Below are 23,180 nucleotides of genomic sequence, written 5' to 3'. Positions count from 1 at the left end.
GCTCGCCCTCATGGAAAGGCGGGCTTGCTTACCACCCTGAGCCCAAAGGTGAGGTACATCGCTGCCATTACGGCGGCTGGGTTTGCTCGCGCCGCTGCGATATCCGCGCCTGCGTCGAGCTGGAAGGAACCATGCCGGGGTGCGGCTCGGTGGACGGATACCGGCGCCTGTCGCCTTACGCAAAAGAGAGCATCGAACGCCATTGGCCGGAGGCAGCATGAGCGCAGTATTGAAATTATGCCAGGAGCGTTACGACGCTAAGTTGCCTCCAGAGATCAGCGAGGCGGGCCCGGAACAGGAATGGCTTGAACATTCGGCGGAACAGTTGGTGTGCGGCATGGACATCAAGTGGAAGCGCCGCCACGGCCAGCCGCAGGTGGTGACCTTCGACCGGTACTGCACCTACCTGCAAGGCATCTTGAATCAGCGCCAGATTGACGGCTTGGATCAGCGTGATTCGCTCGCCCGATTGTTCCTGTCGTCGATCCTGAGCAGTCAGGCAGATTCGCGCGGCCACGCTGCTGACTTGATCGGCCAGCCCCGCCCTATCGAGGCCGCCGAGAGGATCGCCATGGACCTACTCCGGCCCTACGCCGCCGACGCAGTAGCAGCGGAGCGGGAAGCGGCAGAAGACGACGTGGATTCCGATCTATGAGCCCTCACATCCTGATCGATGAGGCGCTCGAGGCCCTGGAGCACCCAGCCAGCGAGCCCGGCGCCCAGCGAGTCGTCCTGAACATGATCACCAATATACTCACCGGCAACGCCATCACCAACGAAGAGTTCGCCCACTACTGCCAGCGCCTGCTGAAAATCACCAGGCACCGCAAGGAGGCTGCATGACCACGCCAATCGTGAAATCGCTGGCTGATGAGCAACTCGACGATATCGAGCGCAGCATCGCCATCCTCGGCTTCGGCCTTCCCTTCAATGAACTGATCGGTCGCAAGCGTGAAGACTTGGTGCGGGATCTGCCGCAGCGCTTGGCTCCGACCATGAAAGGCGGGCGGATCGCGGTGAGGGTTCGTCATGGATGACCGTGAAATGCTCTATTTGGCGGCCGAAGCTGCTGGCCTTCGTTGCAACGGCCATTACCCCGACAAGAATGGTTACGTGTGCTTGAGCAGCCATACATTTTCGTCTGGCTACTTTAGCCCTCTCGATTTCAATACCGGCCACGCTTTGATTCTTCAGGCGCGTTTGGGAATAAGCATCGACATGAACGTGGTGACTGAGCGCGGCTTCCAGACGGGGTGGGTTCAGGCTTATCACGACGATGGCCAGGCTTGCGAGGACGTGACGGGTGGGCGTGCGGAGTCTGCGATATGCAGGGCCATAGTAAGGGCTGCCGCTGCAATCAGAGAGTCGCGGTCATGACTGCCCGCCAGCGCACCCGGCGCCTACTCATCTGGCGCGACTCTTTCCCGGTCCTCGCCCTCTTCACCTTCCTGATGTTGCTCAGCGCCCTCGCTGATCGAATCACTCAATAACCAACACCTTCAATCGCTGCGAGCATCGCGGCAGGGAGTCACCGTGTCCGCACAACAGCAAGTCATCACTATCGACGACATCAGCGCCGACAACGCGCCGGCTATTTACGTAGCTGGCGGCCTGGGCCAGTTCTTCGAGGCGGTGAAAGCCGAAGTAACCGGCGAGGTGCCAGACCTAAAAACCGCTAAAGGCCGCGCCCGCATTGCCAGCCTTGCAGCCACCGTCAGTAAGTCGAAGACGGCAGTCGAGAAGCCAGGCCGCGACTACCTGAAACGCCTCAAGGAAATGCCGAAGGTCGTCGAGGCCGAGCTGCGCGAGTTCGTTAACAAGATGGATGCCCTGCGCGATGCCACCAGACAGCCGCTGACGGAGTGGGAAGAGGCCGAGACTGCCAAGAAACGAGAGATCGAAGCATGGGTTGGCGAGCTGCGCCTCGACCCGCAGATCATCAGCGCTGCCGACTCCGAATACTTGAAGATCAGCATCGGAGCCTTTGATGGCGTCGTGATCGACGGCGAGTGGCTGGGCGAGTACGAAGCCGAGGCGCTTCGATTGAAGGCGGATACCTTGGCAACGCTGCGGGCTGCGCTGGAAAAGCGCGAACAGTACGAAGCCGAACAAGCCGAGTTGGTCCGGCTGCGTGCCGAGGCAGAAGCGCAGGCCCAGCGCGACCGCGATGCAGAAATTGCCCGAGCCGCCGCCGAACAAGCCCGGCTCCAGGCCGAACAGCAGGCTCAGGCCGAGCGCGAAGCTGCCGCACGACGTGAACAAGAACTGCTGGACCAGGCTGCCGCCACTCAGCGCGCCGCCGCGCAGGCGGCGCTCGACGCCGAGGCAGCCGCCGAACGCCAGCGCCTTCAACTGGAGCTGCAAGCAGAACAATCACGCACAGCGGCGGCCCAGGCAGAAGCAAACCGGGTTGCCGCTGAGCAGCGCGCCGAGCAAGAACGCATCGACGCGGTGCGCCGCCAGGAAGAAGCGGTAGAGCAGGCGCGACTGGCGGAGATTGCCCGGCAGACGGCGGAGGCCGCAGAAGCGCAGCGCCAGCAGAAGGCCCGCGAAGCGGATCAGGCTCACAAGGTGAAGATCATGGGCGCCGCCAAAGAGGCGCTGATGTCGATGAACATCACCGAGGAACTGGCCAAAGCCATTGTTCTGAAGATCGCGCGCCGCGAAGTCCCAAACATCACCATCCACTTCTGAGGAAGCCAGCATGAGCGGCCAAATCATCGTTCCCGAACAGCGGCGCCAGGCTGTGGCGCCTATCTCCACGGACAACAGCATCATGGCTGTCATCAGCCGTGCTGCCGCCGATCCAACCTGCGACATCGAGAAGATGGAGCGTCTGCTGGCCATGCATGAGCGCATGCAGGCCAAGGATGCCGAGCAAGCATTCAACGCGGCGATGGCTGAGATGCAGTGCAACATCCCAACCGTGTTTGAGGGTGCGGTAAATCTGCACACCGGCAACTCGTACGCCACCCTCGACCACATCACCCACACCCTTAAGCCGATCATGCAGCAGCACGGTTTCGCCATCACGTTTAAGGTGGAAAACGCGGACAAGGTGATCAGCGTCACGGGAATATTGATGCATCGCGGAGGACACCGCGAGCAAACGACCATGACCCTTCCGGCCGACATCGGAAAAGGCCGCAACGACGTTCAAGCGGTTGGTTCGTCCACGACTTACGGAAAGCGCTACGTGATGTGTGCACTGCTGAATATCACGACCGGCGATATCCGAGACGACGACGGGCAGTCGTCAGACGGATCCGAAACAGAGGATATGCGTGCCCAAGTCGTCGCGGACATCCTTGAGCGTGTCGGGCAGACCACGACGCCGGACGAGCTGAAGGATGTTTGGCAGGCAAGCCTAAAAGTCCTGCAGGCGTCAGGTGACACCAACGGATATTCCACAGTGAAGACGGCGGTTACTGTCCACAAGGCAAAGCTGGAGGCGCCCCAATGATTATCGTCAGCTGCACTCAAGGCTCCCCCGAGTGGCTGCAAGGCCGCGCCGGGGTAATCACCGCAAGTATGTTCAGCACGGCTCGCTCCAAAGTGAACGGGCTGAACGCACAGCAGAAAAAATATGTCGACGCCATGCTCGCTGGGAAAGGTGAAGCGAAAGCAATGGAGTTGGCCGGGTACAAGGCAGGGCCAAAGGCCGAAGTCGTTCAGCGCGCCCTAGATGGCGAGACTGTTGGCGAGCCATCTGGCGCGGCGCTCACCTACGCGTTTGAGTTGGCCGTCGAACGGATCGGTGGCGCACCACTGGATGGCGGGTTTGAGACTTGGCAGATGCGCCGGGGGCATGATCTGGAGCCCGAGGCGCGAATGGAGCATGAGATCCAGACCGGGCTCATCGTCACCCAGGTCGGATTGGTCAAAACGGATGACGGCGTGTTCGGCGCCAGCGCGGACGGATTCATCGGCGACGACGGCGGCTCCGAATATAAGTGCTTCCTGGCCCCTGACAAGCTTCGCGCGTTCCACATCGACAATGACGCCAGTGAGGTAATAGACCAGGTGCAGGGCTGTATGTGGATCACCGGTCGCAAGTGGTGGCATATCGGAATGTACTGCCCTCTCCTGAAACCTGTCGGCCGCCAGCTATGGCTGCAAGAATTCAAGCGCGATGACGACTACATCGAAAAACTCGAAGAAGACCTCTGGCAGTTCAAGCTGCTGGTAGACGGCTACGAGGAGAAATTGCGGAGTAAAGCAGCATGATCAGCATCCTCCGTAACGAAGTAGAACGGCTGCGCCCGGCCCAGGAAGAACTTGCCGCACAGATGGCTGAGTATGTGGCGCGTGGCGGCAAGATCGATACATCAGGCCAGTCCAAACCTCGTCCCGAAGTGCTCGCTGCACTCAAGCAACCTCCTACCTTTCACCGGCCATCAGTCAAGACCGACATCGAACGCCAGGTGGCGAGAATCCGAAATATGGCCCCAACCATGAGCCGGCGCGACATCTGCGAGAAGGAAGGAATCACCCTGGGCGTGCTTAAGGGTATTGCCAGCCGGTACGGGATCACCTTCCCGATCAGACCGAAACAGCCAAGCCCGCCGAACAAGGTGGATTCAATCAGGGATGCATTCCTGGTTGTCCGTATAGGCGAGTGCATCGCAGCGGGCGTCAGTCGTCAACAGTGCTGCATTCAGCTCAAAATCAGCTCCACCCTGCTCTATCGGCTGATCAAGGAGTACGGAATCGACTATCCGAAGCTGGCGCCTGCCTTCCGATGAAGAAGAGAGTTCAGCAACGCAAACGTCAAACCTGGCTCGCACTGCCGGCCAGCGGAATAGAAGAGGTAGGCCATGGCTGTGACCCAGGAAGAACGAACAGCCAGGCTTGCCGAGAAGCGGCAGGAACTGGGAGAGCAAGAATTGCGGCACACGGTCCCGTATGGCACCCGGCAGATGCTCGACGAGCTGATGCTCTGGCATAAGATTGGGGAAGTCAGCGAGGCAGTGCAGCTGCTGGTGCTGAATGCCAAAGCTGAAGATCTGCCGCCGGCGCCGCCGAAAGTCAAAGGGCCGTCCGACATCATCCGCCACTACTTCCGCCAGGGAATGCGTGACCGACTGGCAGCGCTGACTGCCGAACTGGGCGAGACGAAAGACCGGGCGACCATCTGGCGACTGATTGCACATGCGCACTCGCTGGGCGCCGGTAAGTCCGCCCTCCTCTTCGAAATTCCGCGCCACGTTTTAGACGTATCAGAAAACGTGGCGCGCAAATTACGGCAAGCAGGATTTGCCGAATCACTTCAAATGAACGCCGAAGACGAAGGTGAGAACGACTGATAGCCCGTCCTACTCTTTGAGCGCGGATGGCATGGAGCTACTCGACCTTAATTTTCATCGTTGGCTCCGACTCCATGGTCGGGCGGCGCATTTCGGGGTCATTTGCATCAAGGCATCGGAACTGCAGCTCAGCATTGGCGTAGCGCCCGTACCCCGAATCCCTGGACGCCTCTTTGACTGGCATCAACTGCTTTCCCTTCTTGCCACAGAACGCATCGGCTTCTTGGTACAGCTCCGCTTTTACAGCGCCACCACCAAAAGTAGTGAAGCTACCGTCCTTCGCAATCATGTAGGTGTCGCGGCCCATCGGAACAACGCCGGGCCCGGAGCAGCCTGCAATAGCAATAGCTATCGCTGTAACCAGTAAAAAACGCATTTAAAACTTTCCCTGTAGGTGGTGGCGAATCATAGAGCCATCAAACCGCTACTTCACCAAATTTCATACACAGCCGCATCCGGTCACGGAGGGCGGCGCCTGACTGGAGATAATCCATGAAAGAGCAAGAAAGTGCCGCGCTCACCGCTCGCGTGGCAGAAGACTTGGCCCAGCACCAATACACCCAGCTGGTGAACGATAACGGCGTCGAGGTTTGGCGCTGCGCACGGCCAGGCAGCAGCTGCTACGGGTTCGACATCTGCTTTACCCGGTTCGGCATGAGCATGATGGGCGATATCGGCCCGCTCGTGTTCCACGTTGGATCCAGCTACGGCATCAACTTCTTGCGCCATCAGAGCGACGGCTATCTGCATGAGAAGCTGGACGGCGACATCAAGCGCGCGGTGATCGACTTCGACGCGATCCGCGACACGGTGTGCGAGTGCGTCGCCAGCCGGATTTATTACGAATTGCCGAGCGATGAAGTCCCTGAATGGCTCGCTGATATCCCAGATAAGGGCGCAACCCTGGAGCAGGCTGAACAGTTGGTCGAGTGGATGCGCGAGCGCGAGGAAGCGGAAGACGAGCGCCTTCCTTTCTCTGACCTGGCTGACGTAGTTGAGGAGGTCGAGACCTTCGCCGATGGCCGGGACAGCGAGGTGGTGCTGGCCTATGACTTCCTGCGCGAACACGAAGAACTGATTGGTGGCAGCGACCTCTGGGAGTCGACGATCAGCAAGCCATGCCCAAGCCTGATGGCTCGCCTGTACTACGTGCGCCACGCCGCAAATGCCATCATGGCTATTAAAGAAACTGCTAGCGCAGCGTGACACTCCCTAACCAGTCGCGCTACAAGGCCGGCGCGACTACCAAAGTTTTTTCAGTATTGGGCTGTTTGCGTACCCCACTGCCTGACTCGCACCCAAGTGATAGGCGTGCATTGGGTCCTCACTACGCAAGGTTTCAGGCAGAACCAGCATATCTTCAGGAATTCGACTTTCTCCTACACGACTACCGTCTGCTTCATAGGTACCAACGAACAACTCTTCAGCCTGCCCTCGAAATCTTCCCGGTGCGATTTCGGAGATTCGACCGTTTTCGTGGTGCACCGCTAGAAATTCAGCGTCCGGATACTCTTTAATAAATTGATAGTAAACAGCAGACCTTTCGTACATCGCTCTACTCCTTGATCCGGCTCCATGCCGGTCACCCGTAATACCCCATATCACTGGACAGCGCCAGCCGGCGCATCCCTATCGCTTTGCTTTCGTACCGGGAATAAGCCAACTCATTAAAAAAACGCTCGCTGGACCTATGAGCCAAGTAACGCTCGTCCCCGGAAAGACAAGTGGCACCACAATCGCAATTGCAAACAGGCCTATTGCTGCCCATAGATTCCTACGCGGAGTGAACCATTCGCGGAACGCTTCAAGCTTTTTACTGGCCAAGGCCACTCTCCCTGATAAACAACTCGAAAAATTTCACTTCTATCAACGAATGACGCGTGCCGGCCTACGGAGCTCAACGCTTATCGTGAGCGTCGAGATTCAATGTACTACAGAGTAATAGGAGCCCGGGCCCCAAGATGAACCCCCAGTAACCATTAAAGCTTGGATAGAAAAGCGGCCCGAATGTCGCAGTGACAAGCAAAGCGATGCCTGCCCATAACCGCTTACGCGGCGTAAACCACTTGCGGAACGCTTCAAGCTTTTTACCCGCCATTACCACTCTCCCCGACTACCAACTCTAAAAGATTATCACTTCTATCAACGAATCACGCCAGCCGGCGAGGCGAAGCCATGCCTATTACCCCGGAATACCTGAAGTCGATCCTCGCCTACTCCCCTGAGACTGGTGTGTTCAACTGGTTGGTGAGCAGAAGCCGAACACCAGCGGGTTCGATAGCCGGGAGCTTGGTTTCCAGTGGCTATCTGACGGTGATGATCGACAGGAAGCGCCACAACCTGCACCGACTCGCATTCGTCTACATGCTCGACCGGCACCCGCCCGAGCTCGTTGATCACATCAACGGCCAGAAGACTGACAACCGCTGGATCAACCTCCGCGCGGCGAGCCCAGAGGAAAACGCCAGAAACCAAAAGCGCAGCTGCAAAAACTCCAGCGGAATTTCCGGTGTCTCGTGGGATTCGCGAGGCCTATGGCGATCTTTCGGCTACCTGGCAGGCAAACAAATAACCCTCGGTCGCTACTCATCAAAGTTTGATGCAGCGGCCGCCAGAAAATCCTTCGAAAACAGTCTCGGCTATCACGAAAATCACGGGAGATAAGCCCCTATGTCCGCACAACAGAAGAAACACCCCTTCGATTTCAAAACCCAATACGGACTCGGCTTCAACCCTCAGGACGATGAGATCGTTGTCGACTTCTTCTGTGGTGGCGGCGGCGCCGGTACCGGGCTGGAAATGGGCCTGGGCCGCACGGTGAACGTGGCGAAGAACCACAGCCCGCAAGCGATCAGCATGCACACCGTGAACCACCCTGGCGCGAAGCACTTCACCACCGACGTGTTTGAGGGTGATCCTGACACCGAATGCGGCGGCAAGGCCGTGGGCTGGTTCCACATGTCGCCGGATTGCACCCATCACAGCCAGGCGGCCGGCGGCCAACCGCGCAAGCGCGAGATCCGCAACCTGTCGTGGATCGGCTTGAAGTGGGGAGGCAAGAAGCGGCCCCGGGTGATCAGCTTGGAGAACGTGAAACAGATCCTGCAGTGGGGCCGACTGATCGCCAAGCGCGACAAGGCCACCGGCCGCGTCGTCACCCTCGACCAGGTTCCGCACCCTACCAAGAAGGGAGCGACAACCAACCGGGTCGCTGCGCCAGGCGAGCAGGTGCCCGTATCCAACCAGTTCTTGGTGCCCGACCCTAAGCAGCGCGGCCGGACCTGGCGCCGCTTTGTGGCCCTGCTGGAAGGAATGGGCTACGACGTTGAGTGGAAGGTGATCAGGGCCTGCGACTTCGGCGCGCCGACCAGCCGGGAACGCCTGTTCATGATCGCCAGGTGCGACGGCCAGCCGATCGTGTGGCCGGAGCCAACCCACGCCAAGAACCCCGCCAAGGGCCAGCAGAAGTGGAAAACAGCCGCTGACTGCATTGACTTCACCGACCTGGGGAAAAGCATTTTCGGCCGCAAGAAGGATCTGGCCCAGGCCACGCTGCGCCGAGTCGCCAAGGGCATGAGGAAATTCGTCATCGACAGCCCTGCGCCGTTCATTGTGCCGATTGCCAACTGGTCAGGCGAGACGGTGCAATCGGCAGACGAGCCGCTGCGTACCGTCACCTCCTACCCGAAGGGCGGCGCTTTCTCGGTTGTCAGCCCCACGCTGATTCAGTCAGGTTACGGCGAACGCCTAGGGCAAGAGCCACGAGTGCCAGGCCTAGACCAACCACTGGGCACGGTGGTCGCTGGCGGCGTTAAGCACGCACTGACCAGCTCAATTCTGGTGGGAGCTGGCGGGCCGGTGTACGCCGGGCACCCAGTATCAGCAGACCAGCCGATCGGCACGCTCATGACACGCAGTCATCGTGCGGTTGCATCTGCCTGCATCGTCCAGGCTGGGCACGGCGAGGGCTCTGGCGCAAACAAGCGCCGCTCCCACGGGGTGAACGACATCTGCGGCCCGGTCGGCACGGTTACAGCCAGCGGCGGCGGCCAGTCCGTCAGTACGGCGGTGATGATCCAGGCCAACGGCGGATTCAACACCACGCACGCCAAGGGTATGCACGAACCCATGACGACGGTCACCAACACCGGCAGCCAGCAGCAACTGGCAGTCGCGAACCTAGTGCACCTGCGGGGAAACTGCGATGCACGGGACGTGAACGAACCGCTGCACACCATCAGCGCCGGCGGCCAGCACCACGGGCTGGTCAGCGCATTCATAGAGCGGGCATTCGGCGGCAGTGTTGGTCAGGGCCTGGAAGAGCCGGCGCCAACCATCACGGCAGGCGGCGGTGGCAAGAGCTCGCTGGTGTCGCTCACCTTGTCGCCTGAGCACGAAGCAGGTGCCCTGCGTGTCGCTGCCTTCCTGATCAGCTACTACGGAACAGAGAACATCAGCGCTTGCGACTCGCCGGCGCCGACGATCACTACCAAGGATCGGCTGGCAATGGTCACCGTGATGGTGAAGGGCACGCCCTACGTGATCGTCGACATCTGCCTGCGGATGCTGAAACCGGCTGAGCTGTACAAGGCCCAGGGCTTCCCCGCCGACTACATCATCAGCCACGGTGCCGACGGCAAGCCATTCACCAAGACCCAACAGGTGCACATGTGCGGCAACAGCGTCAGCCCTCCGCCTATGGCAGCGCTGGCACGCGCCAACGATCCATGGCGCATCGAAGAGCGCCAGGCGCGCGCCGCATAAGCCATAAAACCGCCCGGATCGAATCAGGGTTAGAAGACACCAACAAATTAGAAGAGGTCGATTATTGCTCTTCAAAATCAGAATAGGATTGAAGTACATGCTTTCTGGCTTCTAACTCACCTAACTTATCTAAAGCACCCAGAGATGTGTGAAGAGAGCTATAAACTATCAAAGCAGAAATATTGAATCTAATACGGGGGACATCAGACTTAAACTCATCAAACACATCTGCAAGCTCAAGTTTCTTACACATATCAACAATGTCAGGATGAGAGAAGCTAAGCCCTTCGAGCGCCTTGTGAGCAAATTTGTTCCTGATTTTTATCAGGCGAGAAAGCTCATCACGTTCTCTTCTAGAGATAGCGCCTATTAGGAAAGCATTGCTCACAGTGGTTGAGAGCCTGCCAAACGGCGCAATGGACCGTAGTTCTTCATTGCTACACACAGGTAGGCGATGCTTTACCGTTTCAATCAATAAATCTTCCAACACACAAAGAACAAGCACCGCACAACCACGATCTGACTCACTCCTAAACTCATCAACAAATTTAGTTATCTTTCTTCGATCTTCTCCAAAAATCATAGCCCCTCCATTTCAGACTGATTACCCGCCCATACAAAATCGCTACTTATTGATCCATTTAACCAAGATTGCCGCTATAGCGGCAAGGACGAAGTCATGACTGCACAAAAGCCAATCATCATGTACGACGCGCCAGAAGCCGCCAGCCTCAAAACGGTAACCGGCTGGGTTTCTGCTGATGGCCGTTTTTTCGGCAACAATGAGGACCTTGCCCGCTATTCCGGTGCGACTCATCGCCGCTGCGAAGTGAACCCCGAGCATAAAATCTATGAGGTGAACAGCTACTGCAAGGAATGCCACCTGGCAAGGCGCCGAGCGAAGTTTGCGGAGATGCCCATCAAAGAGTGGTCAGGGGAGCCGCTGGTGTTCTTCGACAGCGACCAGTACTTCTTCGATGAGGACAGCCTGCGCGACTACCTGATCGAAAGCGATATCGACCTGGCTGATCTGCAGCTCTGCATCTGCGAACCAAATTACCCCAGCCAGATCGACCCGGCAGACCACTTCTGCGATGACTTGCCGGAGGACGGCGAGATCCGCGACGACCAGTTGCTCGCAGCGTTCGATCTGCTGAACGAGATGATCCGCCAGTCAGAGCCCTTGTCGTGGTCCGAAGGCGAGTATGTCGCACAGCTCCCGCAATCTCTCATCGATGAAATCGCGGCGGCACGGGTGAGGCCATGATCGCCACCCTCTGGTTCGCCTACGTGTTCATCTACCGAGGCCCTAAACCATGAACGAACTGGTTTGCGGATGGGGAGTCAACGACGCCGGCTACGCGATTCAATCGAGGACTTCCAGCATGGACGCCGGTGTAAGACGTCGAGTCGTTGAGTTCGACTGTCCTTATTACAGGCGCTGGTCATTAATGCTCATGCGGTGCCACAACGCGAAGTTCAGGGCTCGCAACCCTGCCTATGCAAAGGCAACGATTTGCGATGAATGGAAAAGCTTTGCGGCTTTCAGGGCCTGGATGGAACAGCAGCCTTGGAAGGGCAACGAGCTGGACAAGGACATCCTCGGTGACGGCACCCACTACTCTCCGGACACCTGCTGCTTTGTGCCAAAGAGCGTGAACGTGTTTTGGACAAGGTGCACCAGCAAGGATGGGAATCTGATAGGCGTGACCTTCGTAAAGGCAAGAGGAAATTACGTCGCGCAGTGCAGCAATGGCGGACACCGAAAGGCGCTTGGCGTTTTCTCATCTGCAATCGATGCGCACAAAGCCTGGATTCGGGCCAAGGGCCAAGCGCTGGATGACCTGCTCAACCCGCTTAGCCTGGATGACCGAATCGTCAAAGGCATGTACGACAAGCTCAGGGCCTTTGAGATTGCCGCCGATGAACTATCCAAGGGGCCAAGGCCATGAAACAGCATCGCGTTTTGATCGGCGACTGCATTGAGTCGATGCGGACGCTGCCAGATAAATCAGTCCAGATGTGCGTCACCAGCCCACCCTATTACGGGTTGCGGGATTACGGTGTCGACGGCCAAATCGGCCTGGAGGAAACGCCGGCTGAATTCATCGCTCGACTGGTTGAGGTTTTCCGCGAGGTGCGTCGAGTACTCCGCGACGACGGTACCGCCTGGGTGAATATGGGTGACAGCTATGCATCAATCGCCGGGGGCTATGCCCAGAATGGTTCAGCCGGCAAGCACGATATCGTCTCCGCATCCACCAGAGGTGCAGTGCGACGAGGGCATAGGCGTCAGCCGCACGAAGGCTTCAAACAAAAAGACTTGATGGGCATGCCCTGGCGCTTGGCCTTCGCTCTGCAGGATGACGGCTGGTATCTGCGCCAGGACATTATCTGGCACAAGCCGAACCCGATGCCTGAGAGCGTCCGCGACCGATGCACCAAAGCCCACGAATATATCTTTCTCCTGAGCAAGTCGCCGAAGTACTACTACAACCAGTCGGCAATCCTCGAGCCTTGCTCGCCAAACACCCATAACCGGCTCTCGCAAGACGTTCTCGCGCAGATCGGAAGCGATAGGGCAAACGGCGGTGCGAAGAGCAACGGCAACATGAAGGCGGTGGCCAGGAAGTCAAACGGTGTGGGCTGGGGTCACGGAACCGATGGCGAAGAAAGAGCGCGGGGCCGGATCAAAGACAACGACTCGATGAATTCGGCCCTTGCCGTTATGCCAACGGAACGAAATAAGCGCAGCGTGTGGACGGTGCCCACCCACAGTTTCAAAGGTGCCCATTTCGCTACCTTCCCGCCCGACCTGATCCGCCCATGCATCCTGGCTGGCGCGCCGCTTGGCGGAGTAGTGCTTGACCCATTCGGCGGCGCAGGCACCACGGCGGTCGTCGCTATGCAGGAAGGTCGCAAATCGATCCTGTGCGAACTGAACCCGGAATATGCCGCAATGGCTGAACGCCGAATCGCGGCCGCCTGGCTCGACGGCGCGGCGCAGATGGATGTCTTCCGCGACACAGCGCAACACCCAGCAGCCTAACCCCAATCCCCCTACATGCCTGCCGGTGAGCGGCGGGCGAGGTATTCCTATGTCCGAAGAAAAGAATGCATTCCGCGAAGCCGCTATCGAAGCGATCTCGGATATGGCGCAGCACCTGCCGCTCGATTGCGAGCTGCTGGTGGTGGCCTGCCGCCCAGGCAAGAAAGACTTTGACCTGGTGCAGCCTTCGCCGGAGTCGAACCTGAACAACGCCCTAGACGCGCTCCGCCGCAACGGCCTGAGCATCGACGGCGACAACGCCTACAAGCGCGACCTGCTCGACTGCGCTGTTGGAGCCATGGCCTTCGGTTCGCAGGGAAACAATCGGCCACCTGCCGGCCATTGGGGTCAGCGCTTCTGGGATATCGGCCGAGGTGAAGCCGAGGCGCGGGAAGAGTTGATCGCCGCGCTGAAGTTGAACCGCGAGAACCTGCGCGCATGTCAGGCAACTATCCACCTGTGCGGCGGTTTTGACCCGGCCTATGTGAACGATGCCCAGGCAGCCATGAAGATCGCAGACGAAGCACTCGCCAAGTTCTCCATATAACCCACCTTCAGCCGCCCAGTGCGGCAAGGACACCCCATGTTCGCTATGAAACTCACCCTGATTGTACTGGGCGCTTTGCTGTACCTGGCTGGAACACTCGTCTGGTTCTTCTGGCTCGGGCCTGAGCTTGTGGTCACCGGCACCACCGAGGCATTGCTCTACGCCTTCGCCGGCACATGCGGCTGGCTCCTGGTCAGCTTCGGGCTGGCCGTCCACATCATCAAGACAGCTCGGCCCACGGCGTCCGGCGGGAGGTAAACATGGAAGCAGAGATCCTGTCGGACGATGAGCTCGCCGACCTAACAGGCTACAAACACAGAGCCCATCAGCGGAAGTGGCTGAAGGACCGCAATTGGGTATTCATCGAAAGCCGCGGCGGCCGGCCCCTGGTAGGTCGCATGTTTGCCCGCATGAAACTGGGCATGGCGAATGCGACGGTCTCCGATCAAAACCCTCCGCCGGCAAGACCGGCTTGGACGCCTGATTTTTCCAGAGTGAACTGATATGCGCCCCCGCAAGACAGAGAACAGGGACTTGCCGCCAGGGATGGTTCGACGCAAGCGCCCTCGCAAGAATGGAACAGTGTGGGTAGGTTATTACTACCGTGACGCAAACGGAAAAGAGCTTTCGCTAGGAGGCGATCTCGACAAGGCCAGGCTGAAATGGGCAGAACTGGAAGCAAAGGCAAAGCCGGCTGATCTGAAAATTATGAGGGGGATTTTTGATAGGTATGAGCGCGACATTATCCCGAAGAAGGCACCGCGGACACAGAAAGATAATAAGGCCGAATTGAAGCACTTGCGCAATGGCTTTGAAGCCGCGCCAATCGATGCGATAACCCCGTCTATGGTTGCGCAATATCGCGATGCCAGAACGGCAAAGACGCGGGCCAATCGAGAGATTGCTCTGCTGTCCCATGTATTCAACATGGCTCGAGAGTGGGGTTTCACCGATCGGGAAAATCCCTGCGCTGGGGTTCGCAAGAACAAAGAGAAGGTTCGGGACTATTACGCGAATGACATGGTCTGGGCGGCGGTCTACGAGCAAGCTCCACAGGAGCTTAAAGATGCGATGGACCTGGCCTATTTGACTGGCCAGCGCCCCGCCGACGTTATCGCAATGAAGAAGGGAGATGTTGAAGGAGATTTCTTAACTGTCCAGCAAGGCAAGACCAGCAAGCGATTGAGGATTCAAATGCAGACTGACGGGGTGAAAAACAGCCTGGGTCTGCTTATCGACAACATCACCGCCAGGAACAAGCATCACATCTCGCAGCACTTCGTGCTCAGCAAGACGGGGATGCGAGTTTCGCAGCAGATGTTACGTAACAGGTGGGATGATGCCCGCGAAAAGGCAGTAGCTCTTGTGGCAAACGAGGGCCGTGACGGCGACGCTGAAAAGATTCGGCAATTCCAGTTTAAAGACATCCGCCCCAAAGCCGCGTCCGAGATTACAGATATCGCCGATGCAAGTTTGCTCCTCGGCCACTCAGAACAGGAGATAACCAGGCGTGTCTATCGACGCATCGGAGCGGTCGCCCAGCCATCCAAATGAAATAGTTTCGGAACTCCCCCCCCCTAAAGTTTCGGAACTCCTGCACTTTTCGCTAGGCAATAAAAAACCCCGTAGACGTTAATCTACGGGGTTTCTAAGAGTGGAGGCCGAGGTCGGAATCGAACCGGCGTAGGCGGATTTGCAATCCGCTGCATAACCATTTTGCTACTCGGCCTCAAACGATCAGTGTCTCAACGACTAACACTCACCGCATAAAAAATTGAGTGGGCTGAAAAACCCTGCCTCTACTCTAACTCATTGAATACATTGAGGTTTTTAATGCCTCATTGCGTTCGATGGGCGCCATTATGTACGTATTTGCCAGTGCGTGCAACCCCTTGATTTCAAAAATATTTCGTATTGCCATCAAGGGGTTGCGTGCCTGCCCTGCTCCTTGATGTGCAGCTGTTGGTACTGCGGGTCAGCCTTGATTTGGGCTTCGGTGAAGGGCAGCGGGCTGAGTTTTTTCTGGGAGAACGCTAGGGTCTGGTCCTTGCTGTGTTTGGAGGCTGGGTTGCTGGACTCGGAGAACGCAAGTACGCCCCTGGCATGCGGCCCCTGATCGTCAAAGGTGACGATTTGCAGGTAGCTGGTGCCGCTGACGACTTCGCGTTTGCCATCGGCGCGGGGTACGGTTTGCATGGCATTGTAGACCCCCAATTCTTGCGGGCCGCCATGGACCGGGGTTTGGCCCGAGACTTGGATATCGCCCCATGTGCTGTTGGCGCTCAGGCCGAGTTTGGCGACATCGGCGGTAGACGTCAGCATCGCTTCTCGCAGGGCTTTGGCGACGGGTGCGCGGTCGATGGCCAGGCCACGTGGGGTGATGAGAGGCTGGGCCGGGTCGAAGGCGACGCGCCAAGCGTCGGGGATTTGCTGCAGCTGTTGCACCAGGTTGATGAAGTGCACAAGGCCCACGCCGCTGTCGAGGTTGGCGCGCTGGTCCCAGTTTTTCAGGCTGGTGCACAGCGGTTGCAGCGCGGTGGTGTCGGCGCCGAGGTGTTTGGCGCAGAACGCGAGCAGGTCGGGCATGACTTGGCCCGCCAGGTACACCTCGTTGTCCATCACCATGTTTTGCAGGTCGGTGACGCTGATCGGTTTATTCAGGGACTGCAGGCGTTGTAGCGCGAAGCGCGCGCGGGGGCCGAGGCCGATGTGGTCTTGGCTGATCACCGGGGAGAACCCGGTGAGTGGCGCCTTGGGGTTGACCAGCCACGCCGAGTCGTTGGAATGCTGCACGTAGTCGCTGCGTTCCAGTTGCGGCAGTTGGTCGGCCGGGAAGATGCCGGCCTGGGCCGCGCGTGGGTCGACGTCCCAGGCGCAGGCGCTGCGGGCGCCGTCGAGCATGATCAGTTGCAGGCCGGCGCGAGGGTCGCTGCATTGCGACAGTTTGGCCGCGCTGACGTTGGGTACCACTGACTGGTTCATGTACAGGCTCTGGCCCTGGTCATCGGCCGCCACCGTGTTGACCCACGGGATGCCTTGCAGGGTGCGCACTGAGGTTTTCAGTTCATTGAGGCTGCTGGCGCGGTTCATCGCATACCACTGGTGCAGCACGCGGTCGTTGCCCAGGTTGGCGTCGCGCAGGCTGTAGGCGTGATGCCTATCCCAATCGAGCTTGCCCGGCCACTGCACCACCGGGCCGAACTGCGAGCTATAGACCGTGTGCGACTGGTTCTTGAGGCTGCCATCGGCTTGTTTGACCCGCACCTTCACCGTGGTTTTATCCAGGGCAACAGATTTGCCATCGAGCATGTAGCGCGTGGAATCCTTGGGGTCCAGGGTCAGGCGGTACAGGGTGAAGTGCTTGGACGTATCCACCGTATGGGTCCACGCCACATGCTGATTGAAGCCGATATTGATCACCGGCAAGCCCGGCAGCGCTGCCCCCATCACATCCAACTGGCCGGGGATGGTCAGGTGCATCTCATAAAACCGCATGCCACCCACCCACGGGAAGTGCGGATTGGCCAGCAGCATACCGCGCCCATTGAATGAGCGATCCCGCCCCACCGCCACCGCGTTACTGCCGCGATCGAAGGCGAAGCGCTGTTGGTTGGCGGCGGCCAGTTCAAACGCCTTGGCGCTGGTCGGCGCACTGGCCGTCGCGTGTGGAGGTGTCGCACCGACCAGCGCTTCGGCGAATTGGCCTACACCACCTTCCACCAGCAGCCTACGGGTCAGTTTGACCAAGTCTTCAGCCACCAGTGGCCGTACCCACGCCGCCTGGCACTGAGCCGGCGCGCCCTGCTCTTTCAGGTAGCGGTTGTAGCCGGCCACATAACCTTCAATACGCTGCTGGATCTGTGGACTCTGCGCTTTCCAGAACGCGGCGACGGCGTCCGGCGTATTCAGCCAGGTAAAGAACACATCGCTGGCCAGGTTGGTGCGCTCTTCCAGGGTCGTCTGCTCCGGGCCAAAGAAGTTGGCGCGCTGGCCATTCACCGTGACCACTTCATTTGCCAGCAAGCACAGGTTGTCCTGGGCGTAGGCGTAGCCAATGCCGAAGCCCAGGCCACGCTCGTCATTGGCGCGGATGTGCGGCACGCCGTAGCTGGTACGCCGGATATCCGCCGACGCTTGCGTCACCTGCTCCCGCGCCAAAGCAGCCAGGCTCAATCCCAGCAACACCCCGGCCATACATACCCTGGACACCCCATTGGAAATAATCACGCAGACTCCACAGTCAGATTTAACCGCCTCACGCGGGGCAATAACCCCACCGTAAGAACGCAAACCACCGGGAATAATTTAGCAAGGGGCGAGGTTTATTGAAGACAGCGCGAACGTAACAAAACCGATACCGACAAATTTTCTACATCCGGCACTTCATGATTTCGCTCGCTCGTTCGTCTTATTAACCAAGAGCGCTCATTTTTTTCCTGATCAGGCTCTGGTAGGGAGTTTTAGCATGTACAACCCGCAAGTGCCCACGGATGGACATTCACCGGCTGCCGACACCCATTTCGGCAGCGGTACACACGTGTTCGGCAAAACGCCGGAACAGCAAGGCAACCAGCGTATTCGCCACCTGCTCAAGTGTTTTGGCTTGCGCACCAGCCTGATCCGGCTGAAGGTCATTGACGCCCTGCTCACCGCCGCCGACAACCGACGCAGCCTCGGCGTGCGCGGCGTGCACAGCCATTTGCTGGAACTGGGCATTCCGCTGTCATTTCTCAGCGTGCGCGAGGTGCTCAAGCGTCTGTGCAGCGAAGGCGTGATCACCCTCAATGCAGATAAAAGCTACAGCCTCCACGAAGAGGCTGCCAAGGTGATCGAAGGTCGCACCTGAGGCGCGATCTAGCGCTTAGAGCTTGACCTTGCGGCGCATGACACCGTTGATCACCACGACGACCACTGCGACGGCAATGGCGATGGTCTGGAATGTTTTCTCACTGATAACCCCAGTGTTCTGCAGGTAGGACAGGCCAAACATCGTCGCCAGTACGGCCAGGGCAATCAGAATCGAATATTTCAAACGTTGCTTTTGTGTCATGACGGGTTCCTGAACCTGAAAAATATAGCCGCTGTGAACGGGCCGACAGGCGCTCATGTTACAGGTGATGAAAAACTTTGGCATGTCCGGCTGGATTTAGCCATTGACCAGCGGTATCCCATTAACACCCGATCACACTGTGAACGGGAACGGCGACGGCGAGCACTGCCAATCAGAATTGTGCCTTTTCGACAGAAAGTCTGAAAGCACGCGCAGAACCTCTGAATTCACAGGTATTCGCTATGACCGCCAACAGCAGTGCCGCCAGGCTCCACTCAATTTCGCCTCCCCCCTATACATCGCCAATGCAGCCAGACACTGTCACTGCAACGCAACCGATAAAGGCTGTGCCATCCTCCCCTGCGCCTAGACCGGGCCCTATCAGTGGAGCCCTGGGCTGGCCCGTGCCATTGAGCGCGGAACAACAGCGAATAATCGAAAACCTCGTCGACCGTAACACCGCGCAATTGGAAGGATTACCGCTGATCATGCGGCGTCACGGTGCGTTGGGCTACCTGCTCCAAGGGCAGCGCCTGTCCCCACTGGAACTGCGCGATCCTGCCAAGGCGTTGGAACTGCTGCTCGATACCCCGCGCGCACGAGCGCTGGGCAAGGCAATAGAGTCAGCATTGGCGGGTTTTCCAAATGCCACCCGTCGAGAGGATTATGTACTGGCGGCTATCCAGATAGGCCTGGATCCCGAGTCAATGACGGCTCCGGGCAGGAGCACCGTTGCTGGCTACAACCTTGCCCAAAACGATCATTGGGGTAAACCGGCCTCAGCAGTGATCGACGGTTTGAGCCGCCACCTGGAGAGTGAGCGGCGTAGCGAAGCCGGTGACTTGGCGGCCCGGCTATTGCTGGCTCGGGTGGCACCGCAGTTTTTGCTAAAGGACATCCCTGACCATGTGGTCTATGGCAGCCACGCCTGGGCGACGATGAGCATTCTGGTCGCCAGGCAAGAAGCCCACGTGCCGGGCTCGGCAAAAGAGATGACGTACGCTCAGCTCTTGGAAAACGCGGAGAACCTGGCGCCGCCCGCCTCCGAAGCGGCGCAGCGAGCAGCGTTGATCGACTGGGGTGTATGCAACGGTTATCTGCGCATCAGAAACGACGAGCATTACGGCAAGGACGAACTTGATCTGGCGCGAACTGCATTCAATGAGCAACTGGACCAAATGAAAGCGGCCTCGGAGCAGCTGGACATCAAGCTACCGAGCCGCAAAGCGATGGCCCTGGCCGTACTCAAGCAAGCATTTCCGGATATTGATGAATGTGTGTTTGAAATCAGGGGCTTGTCGATCAAGGATCGAGAGTTCAACCCAGGTTCGCGCTCGATGCTCGACATCGTCATGGAAGGGAATACCCTGGGTCCCTCCGATCTCTGGGAGACCCGCGACAGGCGTATTCCGATTGACGCATTCAACACGTGGAGCAAAACCGCAGCTGCCGACATCGCAGTTGAATTCGAGCCTGCATTGAACAGGCAAAAAGACCTTCACGCCACGCTGGTCAAGCAATTAGTGGCTCGACTGCCACTTGAAGACCGCACACGTTTTGCTAATGGGAAGCTCGAGTTCTTCAAGGAAAACACCTACGCGCCGGGTCTGCTTTCAGACACCCTTGAACGTCGAAAAAACAGCCTGCTGGTAAAAATCCAACACAATAAAAAAGACTTTGTCTACGAGCTTGACCCGGAGCATGGCCTGATCCGGGAACGACCCTTGCTGGAGGGGAAGATCCCAAGTAGTCGGCGTTTCTACAACATGATCCACAAAGTTGAGCGCTTTACACCTAAGGACAACAACACCGCGCATCTGCGTGAGGCACGGGTGGGTGACAGCTATCGATCGCCCCAGAGTTTTTCCAGTGAGCGCACTCGCCACATCGCCGACGCCTACGTCGAAGCACTTGGCCTTGACGCGCAGTCCAGGGGACTGACCTCCTTTGATAAAGAACGCGGACAACAGGAAGGATTGAAACAATTCCTGCTCGACCTCATCCCCCTGCGCTCGGCTATCAATAACTTCCAGGACGGCAACTACGGCGCAGGCCTCACGGACCTGGCCATCGATATCTTCGGCTTCGTTACCGCCGGACTCGGTGCCGGTGCGAAGGTCGTGAAGGCGAGCTCCGCCGCGGTTTCTGGGGTGCAAAAAGCCCTCAAGGTGGCCAGGATACTGGGGGTCACGGCGATAAGTGAACTTAATCCAGTGAGTGGCGTAACGGATGTGATCAGAGGTACCGCAAACGTCATTGGCAAAGGAGCCAACTTCGCCGTGGAGCGCTATCGTTCCCTGTTCCGAGCCGCCGATGGAGCTGACTTGTTGGCCGCCAGTAAGAAACATGGCATCGCCGCCAGCGGTGAACTGCTGGTCGGCGACGCACGTGTCGAAACCATCGCCGTTTTCCACGAAGATCGTTGGTATCACTACGACCCCGTGACTCAGAAACCCTATGGCCCGCCACTCGACTACTTCACCCCTGCAAGCTGGGCGCAGTCCAATATGTTGATGCCGGCCAGCCGAACCTCGTCCGTCGTAGGCAACCATCGCTATAACCCGGTAGCTCTGAATTCGTACCCTCCTTTCCCGCCAACGATTGCGCCCACCCTGCCGCAGAAAACCGACCATTTAACGCCGGGTGAATACCTGAAAAATACCCAAGCCAAAGAGGTGCATGCCCATTTCACCCCATCGCGACTGGGGGCGACCCGGCAAAAATTTCTTAATGACATGAGTACGTTCTATATCACGGCCACCGTCCCAGCAACGCGCCCACCGCTGCCGGTCCTTAACGGTTCGACTGCCCCGAATGACCTTATCGAGAAAGCGCTGGACCAAAATAATACGCTGGTATTTGGTGAGTCCCATCAAGGCATGTCGAGCTTTCAAACGCTCTACGATGCGATGGACACATTTCAGGCAAAGGGGGTCAGATCTTTTTTTTGCGAAGGACTGCTGCCCAAAAGCAACGGTGGCTGGCGCGACGCCGGCCTGGGCACTGTCGCCCTTGATGCGCGGACACCGGGCAAGTTTCCGACCTTGGCCGACTTGTTGAAAAAAGCCGAGCTCAATGGCATCAAGGTCATCCCGCTCGAACACTACTGGCTGACGAAACGTAAGGACGTGTCGGGTACCTACCACAACATCCGGCCTGATACGGCGTTATCCAAACAGCGCCTGGAAGAATTCAACTATTTTGCTACACGAACTATCGAGCAACATGCCAACGGCGGAAAATCTGTGGTGTTGGTCGGCCGTTCACACATGATGACGTGTGAGGGTGTGCCGGGCATCGCGGAACTCACCAATGGCATCGGCATCGGCATTTATGAAGGCTCGCAGACCATCGCCTCGAAAAGTACCTACCGCATCCCTAATCCCAATCAATCACTGCAAAAGGGTGACATGGCGGGTGATTTTCAAATCTTCAGGAAAGTTGTTTAGTGCTCACACTGCGCGGACTCACGCCGGGGCGGCGAGGATTTAATACCCCACCCGGCGCTTATCGCAAGGCGCACGCCTAGCGTTGCAACCCGGTGCCAGGTTGGGCGCATAGTTCAACCAACCAATCCACGAAGACGCGCACGCGCTGGGACAGCTGGCGATGCGGCGGATACAGAGCCGTCAGGGCCATCTTCGGCACCGCCAACCTTGGTAGCACCTCAACCAGCGTGCCTTCGGCCAATTGGCGCATTGCGTGATAATTCGGCGCCTGTATCAGGCCGAACCCGGCTTCGCATGCGGCAAAGTAGCCGTCGGAACTGTTCACCGCCAACCCTTTGGGCAGGTTGACCGTCTGTAATTCGCCGCCCACCTCAAACTCCAGGCCGAACCGTTTGCCGCTGGCGCTGGAGACGTACTCGACCATCTGGTGATCGACCAGGTCTTCGAATGAAGTGGGAACCCCTCTGCGCGCCAGGTACTCCGGACTCGCCAGGGTGAGTTGATCCATCATCGCCAAAGGCCGCGCCACCAGCGATTCGTCCAGGGCCATGCCGCCGCGCAGCACGCAATCCACGCCCTCGCGGATCAGGTCCACCGGGCGGTCGTTAAGGCGGATCTCCAGTTCGATCTGCGGGTAGCGCGCAGTGAATGACGGCAATGCGGGGATCACGATCAAGCGGCCAATGCCCGACGGCATATCCACGCTCAGGGTGCCGCGCGGGTTGTGGCGCTGGGTGGAAAACACCGCTTCGGTTTCTTCCAGGTCTGTCAGCAGTTGTACGCAGCGCTGGTAATACGCGGCGCCATCCAATGTAGGGCTGACTTGACGCGTGGTGCGTTGCAACAGTTGCACGCCCAGGTGTGCTTCCAATTGCTTGATCAGGATGGTCACCGAAGCGCGTGGCAATTGCAGGCTGTCGGCCGCCTTGGCAAAGCCGCGCAGTTCGACGATCCGTGTGAACACGCGCATCGCGTTAAAACGGTCCAAGTGCAGGCTCCCCATTGGATTATTTAG

General features: G+C 58.4%; 27 protein-coding genes and 1 tRNA gene. 21 read left to right on the top strand and 7 right to left on the bottom strand.

Going from position 1 to position 23,180, the window contains the following annotated elements; genetic code table 11:
- Positions 1-217: 217 nt before the first annotated feature.
- The 9 genes from AACY36_RS07940 to AACY36_RS07900 all read left to right on the top strand — a co-directional run bounded on the left by AACY36_RS07940 (position 218) and on the right by AACY36_RS07900 (position 5,306).
- Positions 218-655 (top strand): hypothetical protein, encoded by a 438-nt coding sequence (locus AACY36_RS07940; protein ID WP_339496896.1) that lies wholly within the window; start codon positions 218-220, stop codon positions 653-655.
- A complete protein-coding gene (locus AACY36_RS07935; protein WP_339496895.1) occupies positions 652-843 on the top strand; it encodes a hypothetical protein in 192 nt (63 codons plus the stop codon). The genes AACY36_RS07940 and AACY36_RS07935 overlap by 4 nt, the downstream gene beginning before the upstream one ends.
- Entirely contained in the window at positions 840-1,037 is a 198-nt protein-coding gene (locus AACY36_RS07930; protein WP_339496894.1) for a hypothetical protein, read from the top strand. Before AACY36_RS07935 ends, AACY36_RS07930 begins: the two co-directional genes overlap by 4 nt.
- Positions 1,030-1,377, top strand: coding sequence for a hypothetical protein (locus AACY36_RS07925; RefSeq protein ID WP_339496892.1), 348 nt, complete (start codon positions 1,030-1,032; stop codon positions 1,375-1,377). The genes AACY36_RS07930 and AACY36_RS07925 overlap by 8 nt, the downstream gene beginning before the upstream one ends.
- A 156-nt stretch (positions 1,378-1,533) precedes the next feature.
- Positions 1,534-2,694 carry a hypothetical protein gene (locus AACY36_RS07920; protein ID WP_339496890.1) on the top strand — a complete coding sequence of 387 codons (1,161 nt, stop codon included), beginning with the start codon at positions 1,534-1,536 and terminating at the stop codon, positions 2,692-2,694.
- Between the two features lie 10 nt (positions 2,695-2,704).
- Positions 2,705-3,463 (top strand): ERF family protein, encoded by a 759-nt coding sequence (locus AACY36_RS07915; RefSeq protein WP_339496889.1) that lies wholly within the window; start codon positions 2,705-2,707, stop codon positions 3,461-3,463.
- Entirely contained in the window at positions 3,460-4,227 is a 768-nt protein-coding gene (locus tag AACY36_RS07910; protein ID WP_339496888.1) for a lambda exonuclease family protein, read from the top strand. The genes AACY36_RS07915 and AACY36_RS07910 overlap by 4 nt, the downstream gene beginning before the upstream one ends.
- Positions 4,224-4,745: a hypothetical protein gene (locus tag AACY36_RS07905; protein WP_339496887.1), complete on the top strand. Its 522-nt coding sequence runs from the start codon at positions 4,224-4,226 to the stop codon at positions 4,743-4,745. The genes AACY36_RS07910 and AACY36_RS07905 overlap by 4 nt, the downstream gene beginning before the upstream one ends.
- A 72-nt stretch (positions 4,746-4,817) precedes the next feature.
- Entirely contained in the window at positions 4,818-5,306 is a 489-nt protein-coding gene (locus AACY36_RS07900) for a hypothetical protein (protein WP_339496886.1), read from the top strand.
- Between the two features lie 37 nt (positions 5,307-5,343).
- On the opposite strand, the gene AACY36_RS07895 is transcribed toward AACY36_RS07900, so the two are convergent.
- Entirely contained in the window at positions 5,344-5,682 is a 339-nt protein-coding gene (locus AACY36_RS07895) for a hypothetical protein (protein ID WP_339496885.1), read from the bottom strand.
- A 116-nt stretch (positions 5,683-5,798) separates the two neighbouring features.
- Between AACY36_RS07895 and AACY36_RS07890 the strand changes: the two genes are divergently transcribed.
- Entirely contained in the window at positions 5,799-6,512 is a 714-nt protein-coding gene (locus tag AACY36_RS07890; RefSeq protein ID WP_339496884.1) for a hypothetical protein, read from the top strand.
- A gap of 36 nt (positions 6,513-6,548) precedes the next feature.
- On the opposite strand, the gene AACY36_RS07885 is transcribed toward AACY36_RS07890, so the two are convergent.
- Positions 6,549-6,857, bottom strand: a complete 309-nt coding sequence (locus tag AACY36_RS07885) for a hypothetical protein (RefSeq protein ID WP_339496882.1) — start codon at positions 6,855-6,857, stop codon at positions 6,549-6,551.
- Positions 6,858-7,481: 624 nt separating this feature from the next.
- On the opposite strand from AACY36_RS07885, the gene AACY36_RS07880 reads away from it, so the two are divergent.
- Together AACY36_RS07880 and AACY36_RS07875 are read left to right on the top strand one after the other, a co-directional pair.
- Positions 7,482-7,970, top strand: a complete 489-nt coding sequence (locus tag AACY36_RS07880) for an HNH endonuclease (RefSeq protein WP_339496880.1) — start codon at positions 7,482-7,484, stop codon at positions 7,968-7,970.
- 6 nt (positions 7,971-7,976) lie between these two features.
- Positions 7,977-10,070 carry a DNA cytosine methyltransferase gene (locus AACY36_RS07875; RefSeq protein ID WP_339496879.1) on the top strand — a complete coding sequence of 698 codons (2,094 nt, stop codon included), beginning with the start codon at positions 7,977-7,979 and terminating at the stop codon, positions 10,068-10,070.
- A gap of 61 nt (positions 10,071-10,131) precedes the next feature.
- Here the strand turns inward: AACY36_RS07875 and AACY36_RS07870 are convergent, their stop codons facing one another.
- Positions 10,132-10,653, bottom strand: a complete 522-nt coding sequence (locus tag AACY36_RS07870) for a hypothetical protein (RefSeq protein ID WP_339496878.1) — start codon at positions 10,651-10,653, stop codon at positions 10,132-10,134.
- 96 nt (positions 10,654-10,749) lie between these two features.
- Between AACY36_RS07870 and AACY36_RS07865 the strand changes: the two genes are divergently transcribed.
- Genes AACY36_RS07865 through AACY36_RS07835 form a run of 7 tightly spaced genes read left to right on the top strand, consistent with a single transcriptional unit; the run spans position 10,750 to position 15,220 of the window.
- Positions 10,750-11,337 (top strand): hypothetical protein, encoded by a 588-nt coding sequence (locus AACY36_RS07865; protein WP_339496876.1) that lies wholly within the window; start codon positions 10,750-10,752, stop codon positions 11,335-11,337.
- 49 nt (positions 11,338-11,386) lie between these two features.
- Complete coding sequence (locus tag AACY36_RS07860) at positions 11,387-12,022, top strand: hypothetical protein (RefSeq protein WP_339496874.1); 636 nt, start codon at positions 11,387-11,389, stop codon at positions 12,020-12,022.
- Positions 12,019-13,119 carry a DNA-methyltransferase gene (locus AACY36_RS07855; protein ID WP_339496872.1) on the top strand — a complete coding sequence of 367 codons (1,101 nt, stop codon included), beginning with the start codon at positions 12,019-12,021 and terminating at the stop codon, positions 13,117-13,119. Before AACY36_RS07860 ends, AACY36_RS07855 begins: the two co-directional genes overlap by 4 nt.
- A gap of 49 nt (positions 13,120-13,168) precedes the next feature.
- Positions 13,169-13,666, top strand: a complete 498-nt coding sequence (locus tag AACY36_RS07850; protein ID WP_339496871.1) for a hypothetical protein — start codon at positions 13,169-13,171, stop codon at positions 13,664-13,666.
- Between the two features lie 36 nt (positions 13,667-13,702).
- Positions 13,703-13,924: a hypothetical protein gene (locus AACY36_RS07845; protein ID WP_339496870.1), complete on the top strand. Its 222-nt coding sequence runs from the start codon at positions 13,703-13,705 to the stop codon at positions 13,922-13,924.
- Positions 13,925-13,926: 2 nt separating this feature from the next.
- Positions 13,927-14,169: a DUF4224 domain-containing protein gene (locus AACY36_RS07840; RefSeq protein ID WP_339496868.1), complete on the top strand. Its 243-nt coding sequence runs from the start codon at positions 13,927-13,929 to the stop codon at positions 14,167-14,169.
- A gap of 1 nt (position 14,170) precedes the next feature.
- Positions 14,171-15,220 carry a phage integrase gene (locus tag AACY36_RS07835; RefSeq protein WP_339496867.1) on the top strand — a complete coding sequence of 350 codons (1,050 nt, stop codon included), beginning with the start codon at positions 14,171-14,173 and terminating at the stop codon, positions 15,218-15,220.
- A 101-nt stretch (positions 15,221-15,321) separates the two neighbouring features.
- On the opposite strand, the gene AACY36_RS07830 is transcribed toward AACY36_RS07835, so the two are convergent.
- Positions 15,322-15,395, bottom strand: a tRNA-Cys gene (locus AACY36_RS07830).
- A gap of 191 nt (positions 15,396-15,586) precedes the next feature.
- Positions 15,587-17,893 (bottom strand): bifunctional acylase PvdQ, encoded by a 2,307-nt coding sequence (gene pvdQ / locus AACY36_RS07825; RefSeq protein ID WP_339416076.1) that lies wholly within the window; start codon positions 17,891-17,893, stop codon positions 15,587-15,589.
- Between the two features lie 238 nt (positions 17,894-18,131).
- On the opposite strand from pvdQ, the gene AACY36_RS07820 reads away from it, so the two are divergent.
- Positions 18,132-18,512: a fe2+ zn2+ uptake regulation protein gene (locus AACY36_RS07820; RefSeq protein WP_339416075.1), complete on the top strand. Its 381-nt coding sequence runs from the start codon at positions 18,132-18,134 to the stop codon at positions 18,510-18,512.
- A 15-nt stretch (positions 18,513-18,527) separates the two neighbouring features.
- On the opposite strand, the gene AACY36_RS07815 is transcribed toward AACY36_RS07820, so the two are convergent.
- Positions 18,528-18,716 carry a hypothetical protein gene (locus AACY36_RS07815; RefSeq protein WP_049713137.1) on the bottom strand — a complete coding sequence of 63 codons (189 nt, stop codon included), beginning with the start codon at positions 18,714-18,716 and terminating at the stop codon, positions 18,528-18,530.
- A 410-nt stretch (positions 18,717-19,126) separates the two neighbouring features.
- Here AACY36_RS07815 and AACY36_RS07810 point away from each other — a divergent pair, with 410 nt between their 5' ends.
- The gene (locus AACY36_RS07810) at positions 19,127-22,165 is read left to right on the top strand and encodes a membrane-targeted effector domain-containing toxin (protein ID WP_339416072.1); all 3,039 of its coding nucleotides are present in this window, start codon (positions 19,127-19,129) and stop codon (positions 22,163-22,165) included.
- Between the two features lie 76 nt (positions 22,166-22,241).
- Here AACY36_RS07810 and AACY36_RS07805 read toward each other — a convergent pair whose 3' ends face one another.
- Positions 22,242-23,153 (bottom strand): LysR family transcriptional regulator, encoded by a 912-nt coding sequence (locus tag AACY36_RS07805; protein ID WP_339416070.1) that lies wholly within the window; start codon positions 23,151-23,153, stop codon positions 22,242-22,244.
- Positions 23,154-23,180: the final 27 nt, after the last annotated feature.

Origin of the sequence: Pseudomonas sp. EA_15y_Pfl1_P101, assembly GCF_963970835.1 — a bacterium.
GTDB lineage: Bacteria > Pseudomonadota > Gammaproteobacteria > Pseudomonadales > Pseudomonadaceae > Aquipseudomonas > Aquipseudomonas tritici.
Note: the sequence above shows the minus strand (reverse complement) of the source record. Positions and strands in the feature narration are given on the sequence as shown.